At 72.6% G+C, this 20,327-nt stretch carries 15 protein-coding genes; 2 read left to right on the top strand and 13 right to left on the bottom strand.

Annotated features, from left to right (window positions below):
- Positions 1-37 precede the first annotated feature (37 nt).
- From fxsT to ACZ470_RS37795, 6 genes are all read right to left on the bottom strand, one after another.
- Positions 38-4,651: an FxSxx-COOH system tetratricopeptide repeat protein gene (gene fxsT / locus ACZ470_RS37820; RefSeq protein ID WP_468434502.1), complete on the bottom strand. Its 4,614-nt coding sequence runs from the start codon at positions 4,649-4,651 to the stop codon at positions 38-40.
- Positions 4,652-5,731, bottom strand: a complete 1,080-nt coding sequence (locus tag ACZ470_RS37815; protein ID WP_468434501.1) for an AAA family ATPase — start codon at positions 5,729-5,731, stop codon at positions 4,652-4,654.
- On the bottom strand, positions 5,728-7,290 hold the full coding sequence (locus ACZ470_RS37810) for a VMAP-C domain-containing protein (protein WP_468434500.1): 1,563 nt from the start codon (positions 7,288-7,290) through the stop codon (positions 5,728-5,730). The genes ACZ470_RS37815 and ACZ470_RS37810 overlap by 4 nt, the downstream gene beginning before the upstream one ends.
- A gap of 155 nt (positions 7,291-7,445) precedes the next feature.
- Positions 7,446-10,004, bottom strand: coding sequence for a polynucleotide kinase-phosphatase (locus ACZ470_RS37805; protein WP_468434499.1), 2,559 nt, complete (start codon positions 10,002-10,004; stop codon positions 7,446-7,448).
- A complete protein-coding gene (locus ACZ470_RS37800; RefSeq protein ID WP_468434498.1) occupies positions 10,001-11,464 on the bottom strand; it encodes a 3' terminal RNA ribose 2'-O-methyltransferase Hen1 in 1,464 nt (487 codons plus the stop codon). Before ACZ470_RS37800 ends, ACZ470_RS37805 begins: the two co-directional genes overlap by 4 nt.
- Positions 11,465-11,627: 163 nt before the next feature.
- Complete coding sequence (locus ACZ470_RS37795) at positions 11,628-12,551, bottom strand: LLM class F420-dependent oxidoreductase (protein WP_468434497.1); 924 nt, start codon at positions 12,549-12,551, stop codon at positions 11,628-11,630.
- 223 nt (positions 12,552-12,774) lie between these two features.
- Between ACZ470_RS37795 and ACZ470_RS37790 the strand changes: the two genes are divergently transcribed.
- The gene (locus tag ACZ470_RS37790; RefSeq protein WP_468434496.1) at positions 12,775-12,951 is read left to right on the top strand and encodes a hypothetical protein; all 177 of its coding nucleotides are present in this window, start codon (positions 12,775-12,777) and stop codon (positions 12,949-12,951) included.
- 393 nt (positions 12,952-13,344) lie between these two features.
- On the opposite strand, the gene ACZ470_RS37785 is transcribed toward ACZ470_RS37790, so the two are convergent.
- The 4 genes from ACZ470_RS37785 to ACZ470_RS37770 form a co-directional block, all read right to left on the bottom strand.
- A complete protein-coding gene (locus ACZ470_RS37785; protein ID WP_468434495.1) occupies positions 13,345-13,815 on the bottom strand; it encodes a DUF6099 family protein in 471 nt (156 codons plus the stop codon).
- Positions 13,816-13,996: 181 nt separating this feature from the next.
- The gene (locus tag ACZ470_RS37780; protein ID WP_468434494.1) at positions 13,997-14,368 is read right to left on the bottom strand and encodes a nucleotide pyrophosphohydrolase; all 372 of its coding nucleotides are present in this window, start codon (positions 14,366-14,368) and stop codon (positions 13,997-13,999) included.
- Positions 14,361-15,572, bottom strand: coding sequence for an AAA family ATPase (locus ACZ470_RS37775; protein WP_468434493.1), 1,212 nt, complete (start codon positions 15,570-15,572; stop codon positions 14,361-14,363). Before ACZ470_RS37775 ends, ACZ470_RS37780 begins: the two co-directional genes overlap by 8 nt.
- 86 nt (positions 15,573-15,658) lie before the next feature.
- Complete coding sequence (locus tag ACZ470_RS37770; RefSeq protein ID WP_468434492.1) at positions 15,659-16,054, bottom strand: cell division protein SepF; 396 nt, start codon at positions 16,052-16,054, stop codon at positions 15,659-15,661.
- Between the two features lie 301 nt (positions 16,055-16,355).
- On the opposite strand from ACZ470_RS37770, the gene ACZ470_RS37765 reads away from it, so the two are divergent.
- Entirely contained in the window at positions 16,356-16,946 is a 591-nt protein-coding gene (locus tag ACZ470_RS37765; protein ID WP_468434491.1) for a YdeI/OmpD-associated family protein, read from the top strand.
- A gap of 15 nt (positions 16,947-16,961) precedes the next feature.
- On the opposite strand, the gene ACZ470_RS37760 is transcribed toward ACZ470_RS37765, so the two are convergent.
- From ACZ470_RS37760 to ACZ470_RS37750, 3 genes are read right to left on the bottom strand one after another with little or no spacing between them, the layout of a single operon-like run.
- Positions 16,962-18,452, bottom strand: coding sequence for a glycoside hydrolase family 3 protein (locus ACZ470_RS37760; RefSeq protein ID WP_468434490.1), 1,491 nt, complete (start codon positions 18,450-18,452; stop codon positions 16,962-16,964).
- 9 nt (positions 18,453-18,461) lie between these two features.
- The gene (locus ACZ470_RS37755) at positions 18,462-19,292 is read right to left on the bottom strand and encodes a carbohydrate ABC transporter permease (protein WP_468434489.1); all 831 of its coding nucleotides are present in this window, start codon (positions 19,290-19,292) and stop codon (positions 18,462-18,464) included.
- Entirely contained in the window at positions 19,289-20,275 is a 987-nt protein-coding gene (locus ACZ470_RS37750; RefSeq protein ID WP_468434488.1) for a carbohydrate ABC transporter permease, read from the bottom strand. Before ACZ470_RS37750 ends, ACZ470_RS37755 begins: the two co-directional genes overlap by 4 nt.
- Between the last annotated feature and the right edge of the window lie 52 nt (positions 20,276-20,327).

The raw sequence follows: 20,327 nt of genomic DNA, 5'->3' as shown, positions 1-20,327 counted from the left end.
GTGGCTGTGCCGCCCCGGCGGGTCCCTGTCGCTCCGGTTACAGCGGCATGGGCGCGAGGTCGCACTCGATGCGGCGGCCCAGCCGGGCCGCCTCCAGCCAGGGGTGGTCGGCACGGACCACCCGGGTGAAGCCCTCCACCGCCTTGCGCTGCGTCTGGTCCGCCTCCGCGCCCCGGCCGAGCCCACGCAGGTCCAGGGCGAGGTTCGCGGTGCAGGAGAGGGTCAGCGGGTGCTCCGCGCCGGCGGCCACGGTGAGCGCCGTCAGATTGGCCTCGTCGAGCTCGTACGCCCGGTCGAAGTCCAGCCGCGCGTACGCGGTGTTGGCCCGGCCGATGTCGACGGTCCGCGTCATCACGTGCTCGGGACCCACGGTGGCCGCCAGTCTGCGGCAGGCGTCCTCCTCCAGTTCCGCGGCGCTGTCCAGAGCACCCAGCGTCCGCAGCGTGGCGGCGAGATTCGCCTTGGTCAGCAGGGTGTACGCGTGGTCCTCACCGAGCAGTGACGCGTAGCGCCGCACGCTCTCCTCACCGATCTCGCGGGACTTCTCGAGGTCGCCGGGGCCCCCGGCGATGCGCCGGTCGACGGAGAGGTTGATCGCCGTGGAGAGCGAGTCGGCGTGGACGGGTCCGTAGCGGGCGACGAAGCGGGCCAGGGTCTCCTCGGAGAGCTTGAGGGCCTCGTCGAGCGCCCCGTCACGGCGGCGGCAGACCGCGAGGTTGCGGGCCACGCGCAGGGTGAGCGGGTGCTGTTCGCCCATGGCGTCGCGGGCTCTGAGGTAGACGTCCTCCTGGAAGCTCCGGGCGCCCGGGTAGTCGCCGCTCTCCCGCATGTCGATGGCGAGGGCGTTGAGGGTGTTGAGCGTGAGGAAGCTGTTGGGGCCGAACATGTGCTCGCGCTGCTGGGCGTTCTCCCGGTCGAGGGGCAGGGCCTCGCCGAACTGCCCGCACAGCCGCAGGTCGACCCCCCAGCTGTGGGTGGCCCGCAGGGTGATCGGGTCCTCCGCGCCGAACATGCCGCGGGCCAGCTCGGTGGCCTCCCGGCCGAGGTCACGGGCCTCCGCGAACCGGCCCTGGTACCGGCGGGCGTCGGCCATCTCGCACAGGGAGTCGATGAGGTCCTCGGGGTCGACGTTGATACGCCGGGAGACCTCCAGGGCCCTCTCGGTCAGCGGGATGGCCTCGGCGATCTGGCCGATCTGGCGCAGGGCGAACGCGAAGGTCTTGGTGATCCGGATGACGTGGATGTCCTCCTCGCCGGATTCGTCGAGCCAGGCGTTCCAGGCCTGCCGGGCGAGGTCCGCGGCGCCCTCGTGGTTGCCCCAGTAGTAGAGGAAGAACACGGTGTCCGAGACGAGTTCCCGCACGAAGGTGTCGGAGCTGGTGACCGCCTGGGACGTCAGGATGTGCGGCAGCAGCGCCTGGTAGGCGGGCCATTCGCGCGAGGAGGCGTAGTGGCCCGGCTTGGCGGCGGACAGCAGCTGGTGGGCGGCGTCCCTCATCCGCTTGCGCTCGTCGGGGCCGAGCTTGGCGAGGAGCACCGTCTGGAGCAGACGGTGCATCTGGAGGGTGTCCGTCCGGGGGTCCGTCTTGACCAGCGAGAACTGGTTGAGGTCGCGGACGGCCCGGTTGAGTTTGATCGACTCCCGCAGCAGGGGGTCCACCTCGGGCGTGATGTTGACGCCCCGGCCGCCGCGCAGCATGGACCGCGGAATGGGCTCGGGTGCCATGCTGGCGCAGATGTCGAGCAGCTGGCGGGCGCCGGGGTTGTTCTCCTTGATCCGCTCCAGCGAGATGTCCCAGGCGGCGGCCACGGAGACGGGGTAGTCGGGAGCCGGGTCGAGGTCGAGGATCTCGGGGCTGCGCTCGGCGAGCAGGGCGAGGTATTCGTCGACCAGCATGCCGGTGACCGCGCGCCAGGCGCCCGCCTGCTCCACCGCGAGCGGCAGGTCGCCGAGGGCCTCGGCGAGGCGGTCGGCGTCCTCGGTGGACAGGTCCGGGGAGCGCTTCTGGAGCAGCTCGATCGACTCGTCGCGCTCGAACACGCTCACCGGAAGCGGGGTCGCCACCCGCTCCCAGGACCGGTTGCGGGAGGTGACGATGACCTTGCCGGGCCCGCTCGCCGGGAAGTACTGGCGCACCACGTCGATGTCCTCGGCGTTGTCGAAGACGAGCAGCCAGTCGTCGTAGGGCTCTCCGGAGCGCAGGGCGTCCAGGACCGCCTGGACCGACGTGTTGGCGGTGCCCTCCTGCCCCGGCTGGGCCACGCCCAGCCGGGTGGCGAGACCGGCGAGCGCGGCCAGGATGAGGCTCTCCCGCTCCGCGGGGATCCAGCAGATGACCTTGTAGTCGTGCTGGTGGGTGTAGATGTACTCCAGGGCCAGCTGGGACTTGCCCACGCCGCCGAGACCGTGCAGCGCGTGCGGCAGCACGGCCGCCGTGTCCTGGGCGTCGAGCTGCGCCTCCACGGCACCCAGCAGCGCCTGGCGGCCGACGAACGAGGTGTTCCTGAGCGGAACGTTCACCATGATGGCCGGCGGTGCGGTCGTGGTGCTCTGCATGAGCGGCTCAGCCTCCGGGGCTTCGTTTGGGGTCTCGGTCACCAGGCTCGGCAAGGATGCTCCCGCTGCGTCGTGAACGTCCGACGCTGGATGCCTCCCGTCCTGGTCGTCGGGGAACTCGCCGCCGTCCGGGTGTTTCACACTTCCCGGCGACCCCTCGGCCACCCGTTCGGACGAGTGGGGAAGGAGCCTGGTGACGTCGGGTTCGATGCGGTTCGCCCGTTCGGAGTACGGGCCCGAGAGGGCCCTCATCACGGCGAGCTCGCTGCGCCGCCAGCCCGGCTCGGCCGGGTCGGGCAGTGTGGTGCCGACCGGGTCGCGCAGCGCGGCGCGCAGTGCGACGCCCCGCTCGCCCGCGGCCGGCAGGTCGCCCAGCATGCTGACGGTGCGGGCGAGTTGGGACCGGGTGGTGGTGGCGAGCAGTGCCTCACGCACGCCGTCGGCGAACTCGGGCCGCCCCTCGCCTCCGCTGTCCCAGTCGATCAGCCCGCCCATCAGGATCTCGGCCAGGTGGTCGGGGCCGGTCTCCGGCATGACCCGGCGCCGCAGCTGATCCACCAGGTCGAACTCGAAGGGGATGGCGGCCAGTTGGGTCGCGAGACGGCGCGCGGCGGGCGTGGCGAGCGTGAAGAAGCGGCGTACGGCGGCGGCCGCGGCGCGCGGGAAGCGCGGGGCGCGCAGGCCGGGGGCGGGTGCTCCCTTGGTGAGGGTGCCGGCGAGGACGACGGGCAGGGAGCGGCGTACTCCGCGCTCGCCGGTGACGAGGTCGGCCCAGGCGGCGAGGGAGCCGGGTTTCAGGGAGAGCACCGGGACGGGCAGGGAGTCGTCGGCCGTCTCGGGCAGCGGGCGCAGGGGGTCGGGGCCTCCTGGCGGCGCCCAGTGCCCCAGGGCGTCGTTGGGCGTGCCGAAGCCGCCGGCCTCGAGGACGGCGGGGTGGGGGTAGAGCGAGGTGCGGTGGCGCAGGTGGGGCGGCAGGAGGTGGACCACCGCGGTGGGGCCGGAGCGGGCGAGCCTGCTCAGCAGCGCGTCGGCGGCGGGGGCGGCCCAGCCGTGGGCGAGGCCGTCGGTGACGGCGAGGAAGACCCGTCCGCCCCGGCCGTCGAGGAGTTCGGCCGGGTCGACGACGGCGCCGCCGCTGGCCCAGCGCAGGGTGGCGGTGCCGGTCCGTGGGAGGGAGATCCGGAGGGTGCGGACGCTGCGGAAGGCGCCGCTGTGTTCGGCGGCCTCGGCGAGTCCGGCCACCGTCTCCTCCCAGATCCGCATGGTGGGCGCCTCGTCGGCGAGCAGCACCAGGTCGAAGGCGGAGGTGCGGGCGGGGCGGAGGAACGGCATCCACATGCCGTCGGCGAGTCCCTGCTCGGCGGTGGTCTCCTCGTCGAGCTCCAGGGTGTCGCGGGAGGGGACGCGGCGGGCGAGCTGGTGCAGGGCGCGGGCGAGCAGGGCGGTGCGGCGCCCGGGTCCGTGCTGCGGCAGGTTGGCGTCGGGCAGCAGGGGCGCGCCGACGTGGAGGGTGGCCGTGCCCTCGGGGTGCGGTAAGTGCCCGCCGTCGGCCTGAAGCGGTCCCCGTGGCGGTCCCGGGGCGGCGTCCGGGTCCACGGAGTGGGACGGCTGCGGCCGGTCCGGCGTGCCGGGAGGCTCGGACGGACGGGGCGCGAGGGGCGCGGGAAGACCGGAGCCGGTCGTGAGATCGGCCGAATTCCTATGGTCCGAGGGAGTCGCGGAGGCCGGTTCGCCCTCCGTCCATGGCGCCGTGGCGGCGTTCCCCGTGCCGCCTGCGGCCGGACGGGTGACGGCCGGCTCCGGCGCCGACTCCGCCGCGGCCCCGGCGGGGCCGCCGTGGCGGTCCCAGTACGCGGCGAGCCACACCGCGTCGGCGACCTCCTGCCAGCGCGGTGTCTGCCGCTCCTCGCCGTCCCAGCTCGGACGGGGCTGCTCAGGGGCCAGGGCGCGCTGGAGCGGGGCGGCGACGACGGAGCCTCCGACCTCACTCGCGTACTCGACGGACTCGGAGAACGCCGAAGGAGGCGACGACCCCGATTCGAGTGTGCCGTCGCCGGATCCGGATGCGCGCTCCCTGGGAAAGCCGTTGTCCATTCAGCGGCCCTTCGCGAGGTCGCGGAGGAGCATTTCCACGAGCTTACGCCCGTCCCCGTCGACCTGGAAACCACCCATGGTAGTGATCTGGACAGCGTTGAGTAACTGGTCCAGGGAGTGCGTGCCTCCGGACTGGACGCGCTGGAGGAAGAGGTCCACCAGGTCCTCGCTGTGCCGCGTGCCGTCCCCGAGGTGCCGGCGCACCATGGCGAGAAGCTGTTCACGGGTGGGCGTACGGAGCTCCAGTGGCAGGCAGCGCCTGCGGAACGCGGCCGGGAACTCCCGCTCTCCGTTGCTGGTGATCACCACGACGGGGAACTCCCGGCACTCGACCCGCCCCTGCCGCAGCTCGGCACGGACGCCTGGGTCGCTGGTGTGGACGCTCGCGGTGTCGGCGGCGTCGCGGACCAGCTCCGGGACGTCATAGCTTCCGTTCTCCAAGACGTGCAACAAGTCGTTCGGCAGGTCGATGTCGCTCTTGTCGAGCTCGTCGACAAGAAGCACCCGGGGACGATCGTAGGGCAGCAGGGCGGTCCCGAGGGGCCCGAGCGTGATGAAATCACCGAGAAGAGGCGAAGTTTGACGGTCAGTCAATTCTCCTTCGGGTTCCGCCGTCCCGCCGGCACCGGAGGCGGCCGCGTCCCGCAGGCCCGCCTGCCAGGCGGCGATGGCCTGGGCACGGCCCATCGCGTCATGCACGTACAGGCCGTCGCGCAGCGTCGTGCGGCTGACGATGTTCCACTCCAGCACCCGGCCGAGCCCCAGTTCCCGGGCGATCACATAGGCCAGGGTGGACTTGCCGATTCCGGGAGGGCCGGTGATCAGCAGCGGCCGGCGCAGCAGCAGCGCGGCGTTGACGGTGTCGATCTCCTCGGAGCCGAGCTGCGGGGTGACCTCACCGGGCCCCAACCTGCGCAGCGCGGCCTCCGGGTCGTCGGGCGGCGCGGGCTGGAGCGGCGTGCCGCCGAAGCGGCGCCAGGGCGGGGGCTCGGGCAGCTTCACCGCGTCGCTCGGGGCCCGGCCGGTGGCATGGAAGATCCGCCAGCCGTCCGGGGACGTCTGCTCCTCATGCGCGGTCATGCCGATGCCTCCTCGTTGGCGAGATCGCCGTCGTCGGTGTGGATGTCGACCAGTCGTGTCGGATCGTCCCAGAAGAAGGCGATATGGCGCCCCAGGAGATCCGGGCTCTGTGCCGGGTCGACGGCTTTCTTGCGCAACCGGTGGATGGCCATGGGGATCTGCGCCGCGATCGGTACGGAGGCGAAGACCGCGGTGACGACCTCGCGGCGCTCCTCGACGAAGGCGCCCCGGCGGTCCCATATGGCCAGGGAGATGCCTTCGGCGATGGCGGCCTTGAGCGCCTCCAGGGCGGGCGTGTCGGCCGGGGCGTCCAGCACCACCGCGGTGCGTCCGGACTCCCCCGCGAGCGCGGTCTGCCAGGCGTCGAGCCGCTGGGCGTCGGCGCCCGTCCAGCCGTGCACCGTGACGCCGTGCTGCCGCAGTCTGCGCCAGCGGTCCCGCCACTGCTGCCGGACCACCGCGTCGTCGGTGCGCATCCGTTCCAGACTGCGCAGGTGCACCCCGTACTTCAGGCCGAGCGGCAGCGGCCGGCCGTGGCCGATCCTGAACCTCAGCCCGGCGACGTCGTGGTTGAGGAGGTCGTACGGCAGGACGAACTCGACGTACGTCGGCTGCTCGCGCCCGGCCGGGTCCGGTTCGGCGGGGGTGGACCAGAGCCGGGCACCCTGCTGGAGTGCGTGTTCGACGGCCTGGCCGAGGCCGTCCAGGGTGGTGGTGGCGGGTTCGCCGGGCTGCGGGTCCCAGTGGCCGGGGACCGTGTTGAGCCAGGGACGTACGACGATCTCGCCGGAGCCGTCCCGGGCGGGCTCCACGGCGACGATCAGACAGCAGGGGATGTCCGGATCGGCGGCGGACTCCCTGCGGGCGGCGCGGCGCTGTGCCACGGCCGCCATCAGGCCCGAGCGCTGGGCCCAGCCCTCGACCCACTTCATCAGGGCTCCGCGGTGCGCCGACGACGCGGCGAGGGAGGCGGCCACGTCGACCAGGAGCACCGCGGGCGGTAACCCGTCCGGCTGGGCGTTCCACTCCAGGACGTGCGCGAAGAGTTGTTCCGGCGAGAGCCCGACGGGCAGGTAGAGGCCGTTGAGTTCCTCGGCGAGGCCGTCCCTCAGCCGGGCGGCGGACACCTCTCCCTTGGCGTCGGCCAGCAGGGCGTGCGCCGTGACGGTGTCGTGGCCGGAGAGCGGGCCGGGCAGGGAGTCGGCGGCCGGGGCCGGTGCGGCGGGGGCGAGCAGCCGGTCGAGTTCGTCGGCCGGCGCGGCCCCTTCGAAGACCTCGACCACCCTCACCAGTACGCGTTCCCCGCCCGCCACGTTCAGCGCGGCGCGGACCATGGCCACCACGTCCTCGCGGAGCCGCACGCCGCGCACGTCCACCGTGCGGGCCAACTGTTCACCGAGCACGGCCGCGAACTGGACGCGCCCCTGGGCGTCCTCCATGCAACTCATCTCGCACAGGGCACCGGTGAGCCGGGACAGCAGTTCCAGACCCTGTGCCCGCGGCGCCCCGCCGTCGAGGCCGCCGAAACCCACGCCGTTCTCCACCGACTGTTCCCCCATGAGCCGGTTCGCCTGCCTGACCGACCTGCGAAGTTAGCACGGCAACTGACGGTTAGCCAGGGACGTGTGGGGCCAGGCGGAACGAAGTCCGGCCGAGCCCCCCTTACGGGTGACACTCGGCCGGATTCATTCGCCACCGATGCCGCGCGGACCCGCTACAACCGCGGGTCCACCGGCTCCGATTCCAGCGCCAGCACGGCGAAGACCGGCTCGTGGACCCGCCACAGGGGCTCGCCCTCGGCCAGGCGGTCCAGCGCCTCCAGGCCGAGCGCGTACTCGCGGATCGCGAGGGAGCGCTTGTGGTTCAGGAAGCGGGAGCGCAGCCGGGCCAGGTTCTCCGGGCGGGTGTACTCGGGGCCGTAGATGATCCGCAGGTACTCCCGGCCCCGGCACTTGATGCCGGGCTGCACCAGACGGCCCGCGCCTTCCCCGGCCTCCGACCTGACCAGGGCGTCGACCGGTTTGACGACCATGCCCTCGCCGCCGCGTCCGGTCATCTCCAGCCACCAGTCCACTCCGGCCCGCACCGACTCGGGGTCGCCGGTGTCGACGTAGAGGCGGCGGGTGGTCTGGAGGAGTCCGGTGGTGTCGTGCTCGACCATGCGGTCGATGAGCGCGAGCTGACGGTCGTGGGGCAGGCCGGCGAGGCTGCGGCCGCGCGCGGCGAGGATCTGGAACGGGGCCAGGCGGACGCCGTCCAGGCCGTCGGTGGTCCAGCAGTAGCGGCGGTACGCCTCGGTGAACGCCGTGGCGGTGCCGGCGCGTTCGCGCTGGCGGTGGAGCAGGCCCTCGACGTCCACGCCGCGGGCCGCCGCGCCCTCCAGCGCGGCGAGGGCACCCGGGAACACCGCGCCTGCGGCGGCGCCGACCGCCGCGTACTGGGAGCGCAGCAGACCGGAGGCCTTCAGCGACCACGGCATCAGCTCGGCGTCCAGCAGCAGCCAGTCAGTGTCGAGTTCGTCCCAGAGGCCGGCCTCGCCGACCGCCGTGCGCAGCCGGCCGAGGATCTCCTCCGTGACGGACGCGTCGTCGAAGAACGGGCGGCCGGTGCGGGTGTAGAGCGACCCGGTCGGGCCGTCGGCCCCGAACCTCTCGCGCGCGGTCTCCGCGTCCCGGCACACCAGGGCCACGGCCCTCGAGCCCATGTGCTTCTCCTCGCACACGACACGGGCGACGCCGTCCCGCGCGTACTGGGCGAACGCCTCGACCGGGTGCTCCAGATAGCCGTCGAGGTGCGAGGTGGCGGTGGGCGCCATGGTCGGCGGGAGGTACGGCAGCAGGCGCGGGTCGATCGCGAAGCGGCTCATGACCTCCAGGGCCGCGGCGGCGTTCTCCTCGCGGATCGATATCCGGCCCTGGTGGCGGGTCTCGACGACGCGCCGGCCGTGCACGTCCGCCAGGTCCAGCGGGCGGCCCTCGTGGCCGCCGGGGGCCTCGGTGCGCAGCGGGCGGGCCGGCTCGTACCAGACCCGCTCGGCCGGTACGTCGACCAGTTCCCGCTCCGGCCAGCGCAGCGCGGTGAGCTTGCCGCCGAAGACGGCGCCGGTGTCCAGGCAGATGGTGTTGTTCAGCCAGGTCGCCTCCGGGACGGGGGTGTGGCCGTAGACGACGGCCGCCCGGCCCCGGTAGTCCTCGGCCCACGGGTAGCGCACGGGCAGGCCGAACTCGTCGGTCTCGCCGGTGGTGTCGCCGTAGAGGGCGTGGCTGCGGACGCGGCCGGAGGTGCGGCCGTGGTACTTCTCCGGCAGGCCCGCGTGGCAGACCACCAGCTTGCCGCCGTCGAGGACGTAGTGGCTGACGAGGCCGCCGATGAAATCCCGCACCTCGGCACGGAACTCCTCGCTCTGGCCGTCCATCTGCTCGACGGTCTCGGCGAGTCCATGGGTGTGCTGGACCTTGCGGCCCTTGAGGTAACGGCCGAACTTGTTCTCGTGGTTGCCCGGCACGCACAGCGCGTTGCCCGACTTCACCATGGCCATCACGCGGCGCAGCACGGCGGGGCTGTCCGGGCCCCGGTCGACGAGGTCGCCGACGAAGACGGCGGTACGGCCCTCGGGGTGCTCGCCATCGACGTAACCCAACTTCCCCAGCAGCGACTCGAGTTCGGACGCGCAGCCGTGGATGTCGCCGATGATGTCGAACGGGCCGGTCAGGTGGGTGAGATCGTTGAAGCGCTTCTCGGTGACGACGGTGGCGTTCTCGATCTCTTCCACGCCGCGCAGCACGTGCACCTTGCGGAAGCCCTCGCGCTCCAAGTGGCGCAGGGAGCGGCGGAGTTCCCGGGTGTGGCGCTGGATGACCCGGCGGGGCATGTCGGCACGGTCGGTGCGGGTCGCGTTGCGCTCGGCGCACACCTCCTCCGGCACGTCGAGCACGATGGCGATCGGCAGCACGTCGTACTGCCTGGCCAGGTCGACCAGCTGACGCCGGGCGTCCTGCTGGACGCTGGTGGCGTCCACGACGGTGCGGCGGCCGGCGGCCAGCCGCTTGCCGGCGATGTAGTGCAGCACGTCGAACGCGTCACGGGACGCGCTCTGGTCGTTCTCGTCGTCGGAGACCAGCCCCCGGCAGAAGTCGGAGGAGATGACCTCGGTCGGCTTGAAGTGGCGGCGGGCGAAGGTCGACTTGCCCGAGCCGGAGGCACCGATCAGCACCACGAGGGAGAGGTCGGTAACGGGCAGGGCACGGCCCCGCACGGCGGTGTCGGTGGTCACGCGGCCTTCGCCTCCTTCACGGACTCGGTCACGAACACGGCCATCTGGGTGGGCGGCCCGACCTCGGGGTCGTCCGGGCCGACGGGCACGAACTCCACGCCGTAGCCGTGCCGTTCGGCCACCTTCTCCGCCCAGGAGCGGAACTCCTCGCGGGTCCACTCGAAGCGGTGGTCGCCGTGCCGGACATGGCCGGCCGGGAGGCTCTCCCAGCGCACGTTGTACTCGACGTTGGGAGTGGTCACGAGGACGGTGCGGGGGCGGGCCGCGCCGAACACGGCGTACTCCAGGGCGGGCAGCCGGGGCAGGTCGAGGTGCTCGATCACCTCGCTGAGCACGGCGGCGTCATATCCCTTGAGCCGTTTGTCGGTGTACGCCAGAGAGCCCTGGAAGAACTTCACGCGTGCGGCCTGCCGCTCCCCCATGCGGTCCAGCTTGAGCCGCCGGGAGGCGATGGTGAGCGCCCGCATCGACACGTCGACACCGACGATCTCGGTGAAGGACGGGTCCTTGAGCAGCGCCTGTACGAGCTGGCCCTGGCCGCATCCGAGGTCCAGCACCCGGGCGGCACCGGACGCGCGGAGCGCGGTGAGGATCGCCTCCCGCCGCTGCACGGCGAGCGGGGTCGGCCGCTCCTCGGACTCCGTCTCCTCGGCGACGGCGTTGTCGATCTCCTCGACGTCGCTGTCGTCCGTCTCGGCCAGGCGGACCAGCTCCAGCCGCTCCATGGCCCGGCGGGTCAGCGACCAGCGGCGGGACAGGTAGCGGCTGGTGATCAGCTTCTGCTCCGGGTGGCCGGGCAGCCAGCCCTCACCGGCGCGCAGCAGCTTGTCGACCTCGTCGGGGGCGACCCAGTAGTGCTTGGCGTCGTCGAGGACCGGGAGCAGCACGTAGAGGTGGCGCAGGGCCTCGGCGAGGGTGAGCGTCTCCGCCTCCAGGGCGAGGCGGACGTACCGGGAGTCGCCCCACTCCGGGAAGGCGCTGTCGAGCGCGACGGGCTCGGCGGTGACCGTCCAGCCGAGCGGCTCGAAGAGCCGGCGGACCAGTTCGGGGCCGCCGCGGGCGGGCAGCGCGGGCACCTCGACGCGCAGGGGGCGCGGCCGCCCCGGGAGCTCCGGACGGGCGTTGCAGACACCGCGCATCGCGCTGGAGAAGACGGCGCTCAGGGCGACGGCGAGCAGCGAGGACGCCGCGTACGGGCGGTCGTTGACGTACTGCGCGAGCGCGGCGTCGGGGGCGCCACCGCGGCCCTTGCCCTTGCCGCGCCGGACCAGCGCCACCGCGTCCACCTCCAGTAGCAGCGCCGCCGTGCAGCGCTCGGTGTCCGCCTCGGGGTAGAGGACGTGCGCCGTGCCGTAGGAGGTGGAGAACGCCTGCGCCTTCTCGGGATGCTTGTGCAGCAGGAAGCCGAGATCGGTCGCGGGTCGCTCCGCGGAGCCGGTGGTACTGATCGTCAGGAACACGGTGGTTACACCTCGAAACACCCTCTGAACTGCGCGTACACGCCGGATTCGGACGTGCGCTGCCAACGTACCGGGAACGGTCGGGGATGCCCCGGGAATTTACCGGCGCATGCGGCGGGGCCGCCCGTGGGTACGGACGGCCCCGCTTCTCGTGGAGCGCGTGTTACGACAGCTGGGACTGGACCTGGGAGGAGATCAGCTCCAGGTGGTCGAGGTCGTGCAGGTCGAGGACCTGGAGGTAGATGCGCCGGCAGCCGGTCTCGGCGTAGCGGCCGATCTTGTCGACGACCTCGGCCGGGGAGCCCGCGAGGCCGTTGGCCCTGAGTTCGTCGACCTCGCGGCCGATCGCGGCGGCGCGGCGGGCGATCTCCTGGTCGTCCTTGCCGACGCAGACGACGAGGGCGTTGGAGTAGACGAGGTCGCCGGGGTCGCGGCCGGCCTCCTGGGCGGCGTCGCGGACCCGGCCGAACTGGCGCGCGGTGTCCTCGATCGAGGCGAAGGGCATGTTGAACTCGTCCGCGTACCGGGCCGCCAGCCGGGGGGTGCGGGTGGCGCCGTGGCCGCCGATGAGGACGGGCACCTTCCGCTGGACCGGCTTGGGGAGCGCGGGGGACTGGGTGAGGTCGTAGTAGGTGCCGTGGTGGTCGAACGTCTTGCCGGTCTCGGTGGCCCAGAGGCCGGTGACGATCTCGAGCTGCTCCTCGAGGCGGGCGAACTTCTCCTTCGGGAAGGGGATGCCGTACGCCTTGTGCTCCTCCTCGAACCAGCCCGCTCCCAGGCCGAGTTCGACGCGTCCGCCGGACATCTGGTCGACCTGGGCGACCTGGATGGCGAGCACGCCGGGGAGACGGAAGGTGCCGGCGGTCATCAGGGTGCCGAGCCGGATGCGCTTGGTCTCGCGGGCGAGGCCGGCGAGGGTGATCCAGGCGTCGGTGGGGCCGGGCAGCCCGTCGCCGGAGCCCATGCTGAGGTAGTGGTCGGAGCGGAAGAAGGCGTCGAAGCCGAGGTCCTCGGTGGCCTTGGCGACGGTGAGCAAGGTGTCGTAGGTGGCGCCCTGCTGGGGCTCGGTGAAGATGCGAAGATCCATGCCTCCATCCTGCACGCTTCCGCCGGCTGCCCCGGGCCGCCCCCGTCCGCCCCGGCCCACGGTCGGGTGAAATCGGCCGGGGGGCGGCGGTGCGGTGTGACCGGGTCCGGTGAAGATCGTTGGCTCGGGCGGAGCCGGAGTGGCCGGCGCCCGTGCCGGCGCGGTGTGCGCCGGGGCGTCATCGTGTCGGCCTCCGCGGGGGCCATGGGCCGAGGAGGCCGTCATGTCCGAAGAGAGCGTGCCGCAGCGGGGCGGGGTGGTGGGGGCTCCGAAGGGGCTGTTGCAGCAGATGGAGGAGCTGATGGCGGCGTTGAATGCGGATTTGTCGGCGTTGGATGCGGAGTTTCAGGCGGGGGGTCGGTTGGAGGGCGGGGCCGGGGACGGTGGGCCGGGCCGGTGAGGTGAGGGGGCGGGGTCGGTGCGTTTGCAGGTGCGCGGCGTTGGTGTGGGCCGGGGGTGGGCTTGTGCGGCCCGGCGCGGGGTGCCTCCGGCGTTCGCGGGGCCCGGCGTCGTACCGGTGCCCGGCGTGGGTGTGGGCCGGGGGTGTTCGCGCGGCCCGGCGCTGGCGGGGTGCCGTCGCGCCCACCCGTGCCGCCCCAGCGGCACGACTGCCCACGGATGGGCGGCACGCGACTGCCCACGGATGGGCGGCACGCGGCTGCACGCGGATGGGCGGCGGGGCGGTACGACTGCCCGCGGCGAGCGGGGCAGGTGGCTGGTGCGTTTGCGCGCACCAGCCGAGATGCGGGATTCGCGGCAGTCCGAGGGCGGGCAGCCCCGCCGACCGTAGGCGTCAGCCGGCCTCGCGGTTCGGTAGGGCCTCGTCGCGGTCGGCCAGTTTGCGGAGCATTTCCCGGACGCGGTCGCGGGACTCGTCCGCCGCGTCGATGGCCTCCATGCACTGCCAGTACGTCGCCTCGTCCTCCGCCGAGCAGGCGAGGCCCACCAACGCGATCCCGACCTCGCCGAGGAGACCGCCGAGGTACATCAGCGACTGGCGGGCCTCGCCCAGCTCGGTGAGCTGGGCCGCCCGCAGTTCCCCGGGCGCGAGCTCGGGAGTGCCCAGCACTCCGCACCCGCGGCCCGCCAGCTCGGTCAACCCCAGTGCCTCGCCCCGCAGTTCGGGCGGGCCGGCAACGGCGAGGCGGCTCCCTATCGCCTGCGCCAGAGCCTGCGCCTGCCACACCTCGGTCAGCAGCTCCCGTACGCCACCTCCCGCGGCCAGGGCGCGCCTGCTCGTCACGATGAGCCGCACAGCGTCCATGCGCTGCCCCCGTCTGTCCGACGCGCTGCCCACGCGTCCGCATCCGTTGAACTCCCTTGTTCACTACCCAGAGTGAGGGCACCTGAGACAAAACACCAGAGGAAGTCCGAAATTTAGGGACACAAATTCGCACGGGCCCCAGTTTTCGGATACGGAGAGTGAAAGAGGAGTAAACGGCTCCTCACATCCGGGGCGGCGTCCCGCCGACCGGAAACCTGCGCTCGTTCCGTTCGATCTTGGCGGCCAGCGCCGCCAGCACATCGACGCCCAGTACTTCGCACAACTGGAGGAGATACGCGAGGACATCGGCGACCTCGTCGGTGACGCGATGCGCGGTGTCCGGGTCGTCCATGACGCGGGCGGACTCCTCGGGCGTCAACCACTGGAAGATCTCGAGGAGTTCGGAGGCCTCCACGCTGAGCGCGGCGACCAGGTTCTTCGGGGTGTGGTACGGCTGCCAGTTCCGCGCGGCGGCGAACTCGGCGAGGCGGTGCTGGAGTCCCGCGAGGTCGAGAGGCTCGCCGGGACGCTCGTTGTCGTACGGATCAGTCACGCTTCAGGTGTACCACCGTCACACCGTTCACCCCCGCGGCCCAGGACGCGTCGCTCACCGTGCCGACCAGGCGGATGTGCCCGCGGTCGCACATCCGCGCGGCCAGGCCCAGCAGGTGCGCCCGCTGCTCCGGGTCGAGGTCGCGGTCGAAGCCGTCGGCGAGGACGGTGAGGGTCTGGAGCGCGGCGGGGACCTCGCCGGGCGCGTCGACCTCCAGCACACCGGGCCCGGTGAGCAGCACCAACGCGAGGGCGGCGTACCGCAGCTCGCCGTCGCCGAGGCGGCGCAGATCGGTCCGGGTGCCGTCACCCCGGTCGACGAGGGCGCGGACCAGGCGGCCGCCGTCGTACGGCTCGGCGAGCAGGCCGGCGACCGGACCGGCGCATCCGGCGCGCACCGCGTCCACCAGGAGGCCGTGCCGGCGTCCGCATTCGGTGTGGGTGCGCCACAGGACGTCGGCGAGGTTGTCACAGCCGCCGAGCAGTCGGCCGGTGCCGGTCGGTACGGGTCGCCGCATCCGCTCGGGGCGGGGGTCGCAGGCGAAGACGGAGCGCAGGGCGACCACCATCTGCTCGGCGGCGGCGAGCACCCTGCGCTGCCCGTAGGTCTTGCCGGCGACGCGCAACGGCAGCAGCGCGGTGCCGAGCCGGTCGTCCGGCAGCGGGGCGCGGGTGACCGGTGTGGCCCCGGCCGTGTGCCAGGCGGCCTGTACGGTGCGCCGGCCGGGGTCGCGCAGGGCGGTCTCCAGGAGGACCTGCCCGCCCGCCGTCAACCGCTCCCCCACCATCCGCAGCTCCGGTTCGGCCTGGACGGCGACCTCCAGCCGGACCGGTCCCGCGGGGCCGTCCGCCGTGCAGCCGATGCGGAAGCCCCGGCGGCGCTGGGCGTCGGCGCGGGCCCGCTCCGGTACGCAGGCGCCGGGCTCCGGGAACGCCTCGCCCAGCTCGGCCCCGCCGCCGAGCCGGGCGAGGGCCTGGTAGGCCCGCAGCGCGCCGGTCTTGCCGCTGCCGCTGGGGCCGGCGAGCAGGGTGAGCGGTCCCAGGGGGAGGCCGGCCCGGCGGTGCCCCGCGAAAGCGGACAGCAGCAGCTCGGTGACCCGCGGCAGCCCGGGACGCGGGCCCGTGGCCGACGACGGTGCGGACGGCGGGGTGGTGTCCGGGTGGGGCGGGATGGTGTCCGGATGCGGCGGGGAGGCGGGGGTCATGTGCGGACGCTATGGGGTCGCCGCGCGGGCGAACCGTTCCGCTCGGTGGGCCTTCCCACGATCGGGCGAGCGGGCGCCGGAGCCGCTCACACCCCCGGCGCCCCCACCCCCTCCATCAGCCCCGTGACCTCCATGCCCGAGGGGGTCAGGAGGAAGACGTTGCGGTCGACCCGGTGCATGCCGCTGGCCAGGCCGAAGACGACGCCCGTGCTGAAGTCCAGGACCCGTTTGGCGACCTCGGTCTCCGCGCCGGTCAGGTCGAGCAGGACGGGTATCCCGGACATCAGTGTCTCGGCGACGTCGCGGGCGTCCGCGAACACGTTGACGCGCAGCACGACGAAGCGGCGGCGCGCCTCCGTCTCGGCCTCGGGCAGGGCGCGGTGGCCCACCGCGGACGGCCAGGCGTCGCGGCCCCGCAGCGGAACGACCTGGGCGAGCCCCTCCCACTGTTCGTCGGTGACATCGTGGCTGTTCACCGGCATGCTCCGTCCCCTGTCGCACTGGCTGTCTGCATCGGCCAATTCTTACGCATGGTCACCCGTTCGGCCCAATAACGACACGCTCCGCCATCGCCGCGGGCCACGTCGCCACTGACCTCACTCGCCCCCGCCGCCCCTTCCCTTTCCCGTCCCCACGGGGGCGCGGCCCCCGGACCCCCGCTCCTCAAACGCCGGAGGGGCTGGAATTGGCCTCCCCGGCGTTCGAAGGGAACGGCTGTGGGACGCCCTCGCGTGGGCGTGGCGGGCATTGACCCGGAGGGCTGGGGCGGATTGCATGGGGCGCATGGCTGGTGCAGCGGACGGTGACGCGGTCCCCGTGATCGCCTTTGGGACGCAGGCGGACTGGGAGGCATGGCTGGAGGAGCACCACGGGGACGTCGACGGCGTCTGGCTGAAGATCCCGCGCAAGGGCTCCGGGATCGCGGGCGTCGACCACGCCACCGCGCTGGAGTCGGCGTTGTGCTACGGCTGGATCGACGGGCGCGCGCAGGGCCTGGACGACACGCACTGGTTGCAGCGGTTCACTCCGCGGCGGGCGCGCAGCAGGTGGTCGGCGATCAACCGGCAAAAGGCCCTCGACCTCATCGAGCGGGGGCGGATGCGGCCGTCCGGGCTGCGGGAGGTGGAGCGGGCGCGGGCGGACGGCCGCTGGGAGGCGGCGTACGCGAGCCCGAGCACGGCGACCGTGCCCGACGATCTGCGGGCCGCGCTGGACGCGGCGCCCGCCGCCCGCGACTTCTTCGACACCCTCGACAGCCGCAACCGGTATTCGATCCTGCACCGGGTCCAGGAGGCGAAGCGCCCCGGGACCCGGGCGGCCCGGATCGAGAAGTTCGTCGCGATGCTCGCCGAGGGGAAGAAGATCCACCCCTGAGCGTGTGACGGCGGGTCAGCCCGCCACGACCGCCTCCGCCGCCGCCACTCCGCAGACGCGGGCGGCGCCGTGCGTGGCGATGTGCAGGGCGCCGCGCGGCGCGGACTGCGGTACGCCCATCTCCACGACGACGGTGGACGGGTCGGCGGCGAGCAGGGTGTCCAGGGCCGTGCGCATCCACGGGTGCCGGTGCTCGTCGCGGACGACGGCGACGACGCGCCGGCCGGCCGCCGCCTTGAGGGCCTGCTCACCGGCGTCGGGGCCGGTGAAGCCGCCCGCGGTGGTGCCGGGCAGGAGGCGTTCCAGTTCCGCGCCGACACCCCACGGCGTCTCGTCGCCCACGGCGATGTTCGGGGTCGGGTTGAACGTCGCCACGTACACCGGTCCGGTGACCGGCGCGGGAGCGGCGGCGCGGGTGACGGTGACCGCGCGGCGGGCCGCCGTGAGGCCGATCTCCGGTTCGGCTTCGACGGTCGCGGCCGGGGAGCGTCGTACGCCCGCCGTCCAGTCGGCCAGGGCGCGGACCCGGGCGGCGGCGTCGGCGAGCCGCTCCTCGGAGAGTTCGCCGGAGCGTACGGCGCCGACCAGCGCGTCCTGGAGGCTCTGCACGGTGCCCTCGTCGCAGAGCCCGCCGCCCACGCAGATGGCGTCGGCGCCGGCCGCGATGGCGAGGACGACCCCGTGCTCCAGGCCGTAGGTGGCGGAGATGGCGCGCATCTCCATGCCGTCGGTGACGATCAGGCCCTCGTAGCCGAGCTCGCCGCGCAGCAGGTCGGTGAGGATGCGGCGGGAGAGCGTGGCCGGGCGGTCCGGGTCGAGGACCGGTACCCGGATGTGCGCGCTCATGACGGCCCGGGTGCCGGCCGCGATCGCCGCCCGGAACGGCTCGAGTTCCCGTTCGTGCAGCGTGGTGGCGTCGAGGTCGATGTGCGGGATCGCGTGGTGCGAGTCGACGCTGGTGTCGCCGTGGCCGGGGAAGTGCTTGGTGCAGGCGGCGACGCCGGTGGACTGGAGCCCCTCCACGTAGGCGGCGGTGTGCCGGGCCACCAGCGCGGTGTCGCCGCCGAAGGAGCGCACGCCGATCACCGGGTTGTCGGCGTTGGCGTTGACGTCGGCGGACGGTGCCCAGTTGAAGTTGACCCCGCACTCGGCGAGCCTGCGGCCCAGTTCGCGGGCGACGCCCCGGGTCAGGTCGGTGTCGTCGACCGCGCCGAGTGCGTGGTTGCCGGGGAAGGAGGATCCGGTGCGGACCTCCAGACGGGTGACGTCGCCGCTCTCCTCGTCGATGGCCACCAGCAGGTCGTCCCGCTCGGCCCGCAGCTGTGCGGTGAGGGCGGTGACCTGCTCGGCGTCGGTGACGTTGCGGCCGAACAGGGCGACGGAGGCGAGGCCCTCGCCGAGTCGGCGGCGCACCCAGTCGGGCGCGGTGGTGCCGGCGAAGCCCGGCTGCAGCACGGCGAGCGCGTCCCGGGTGAGGGTGTCGGTGCCGGTGGTGAATGTCGTCATCGGGTGGCGTTATCCCTTCACGGCGCCCGCGGTGAGGCCGCTGACGGCCTTGCGCTGCAGGTAGACGAAGAGGATCAGGATCGGGACGGCGAACAGGGACGAGGCGGCCATGGTCGCGCCCCAGTTGTCGCCGAAGACCGTCTGGAAGCTGGTCAGCCACAGGGGCAGGGTCTGGGACTCCGCCTCCTTGTTGACGACCAGGACGAGGGGCAGCTCGTTCCAGGCGGTGATGAAGCCGAACAGCGAGGTGGACATCAGTCCCGGCGCGAGCAGCGGCAGGATGACCCGGCGGAACGCCTGGGAGCGGGTGCAGCCGTCGACCATCGCCGCCTCCTCCAGCTCCTTGGGCACGGCGGCGACGAAGCCGCGCAGCGTCAGGATGGTGAAGGGCAGGATCATCATCATGTAGAAGAGCGTCAGCGGCACGAGGCTGTTCAGCATCGACGCGTCCCGCACGATCATGTAGATCGCGATGATCATGACTTCCCAGGGCGCCATCTGGGCCAGCATGAAGCCGATGATGAAGCCGCGCCGTCCCTTGAAACGCATCCGCGCGAGGGCGAACGAGCCGGCCAGCGCGATGATCAGCGAGAAGACGACCGCGAGAACGGTGACGATCAGCGAGTTGGTCACGAACGACCAGAAGTGGTCGGCCTCGACCGCGGTCTTGAAGTGCTCGAACGTGACGTCGGTCGGGAACCAGACCGGGGTCTCCGAGATGATGTCGCCGGTCGGTTTGAAGGCCGTGCTGAACATCCAGTACACGGGGAAGACGAAGCCGATGAACAGGACGACGGCCGTGACGTTGGGCCACAGGCGGCCGAAGAGCGAGCGCTTCACAGCTCGTCCTCCTCTTGCTTGAGCACGATCCTGAGGTAGTAGGCGGTCAGGCCGAGCATGATCAGGATGGTCAGGACCGCGATCGCCGCGCCCATGCCGTAGTGCTGGTTGCCGACACCCTCGACGTAGGCGTAGACGGGCAGGATCTCGGTGAGCCGGTCGGGTCCGCCCTGGTTGATCGTGAAGACCTGCACGAACGCCTTGAAGACCCAGATGATCTCCAGGAAGGTCGTGGCGTAGAGGAACGGCCGCAGGAACGGCATGGTCACCGTGGTGAAGCTCCGCCAGGCGCCGGCACCGTCCAGCGACGCGGCCTCGTAGAGCTCCTTCGGGATCGTGGTGGTCGCCGCGTAGAGGTTGATCGCGACGAACGGGATGGATCCCCAGACGATCAGCAGGGTGACGACGAAGAACGTCGACATCTGGCTGCTGGTCCAGCTGTAGTCGGCCATGGAGTGCCAGCCGAGCTTGTCCAGGACCCAGTTGACGACGCCGAACCGCTGGGCGAACAGCCACCGGTAGACGGTGGAGGCGGCGACGATCGGCATGGCCCAGGCCAGCACGAGGCCGAGCAGCAGGGTGACCCGCATCCGCTTGCCGAGGCGGGCGAGCAGCAGGCCGACCAGGGTGCCCAGGATCATGATCAGGACGACGTTGACCGCCGTGAACAGGATCGAGCGGAAGGTGACCCGCCAGAAGTCCTCACCGGTGAGGACCTCCTTGTAGTTGTCGACGCCGTTCCACTCGGTGACGTGCTGGATCAGCTGCGCCATGTTGAGGTTCTGGAACGACAGCAGCACGTCCTTGAGCAGCGGCCAGCCCAGCAGCAGCACGGTGGCCGCGCAGGCGGGCAGCAGCAGGAGGTACGGGGTGAGCGCGCCGGCGCGCGACGCGGCTCGCTGTGTGGGCCTGCCGGTTCCCCCGTCGCCCGTCTTGCGGACGTCCGCCGGGCCGGAGGGCGGCCGTTCGGTCTGCACGGTCATGCTCGCGATCTCTCTTCTCGGCGTATCTGACGCGGGGCGGGGGCCGTCGCGT

The organism is Streptomyces sp. NPDC031111 (assembly GCF_055570675.1).
The sequence above is the reverse complement of the archived record's forward strand: the minus strand, read 5'-3'. Positions and strand labels throughout refer to the sequence as shown.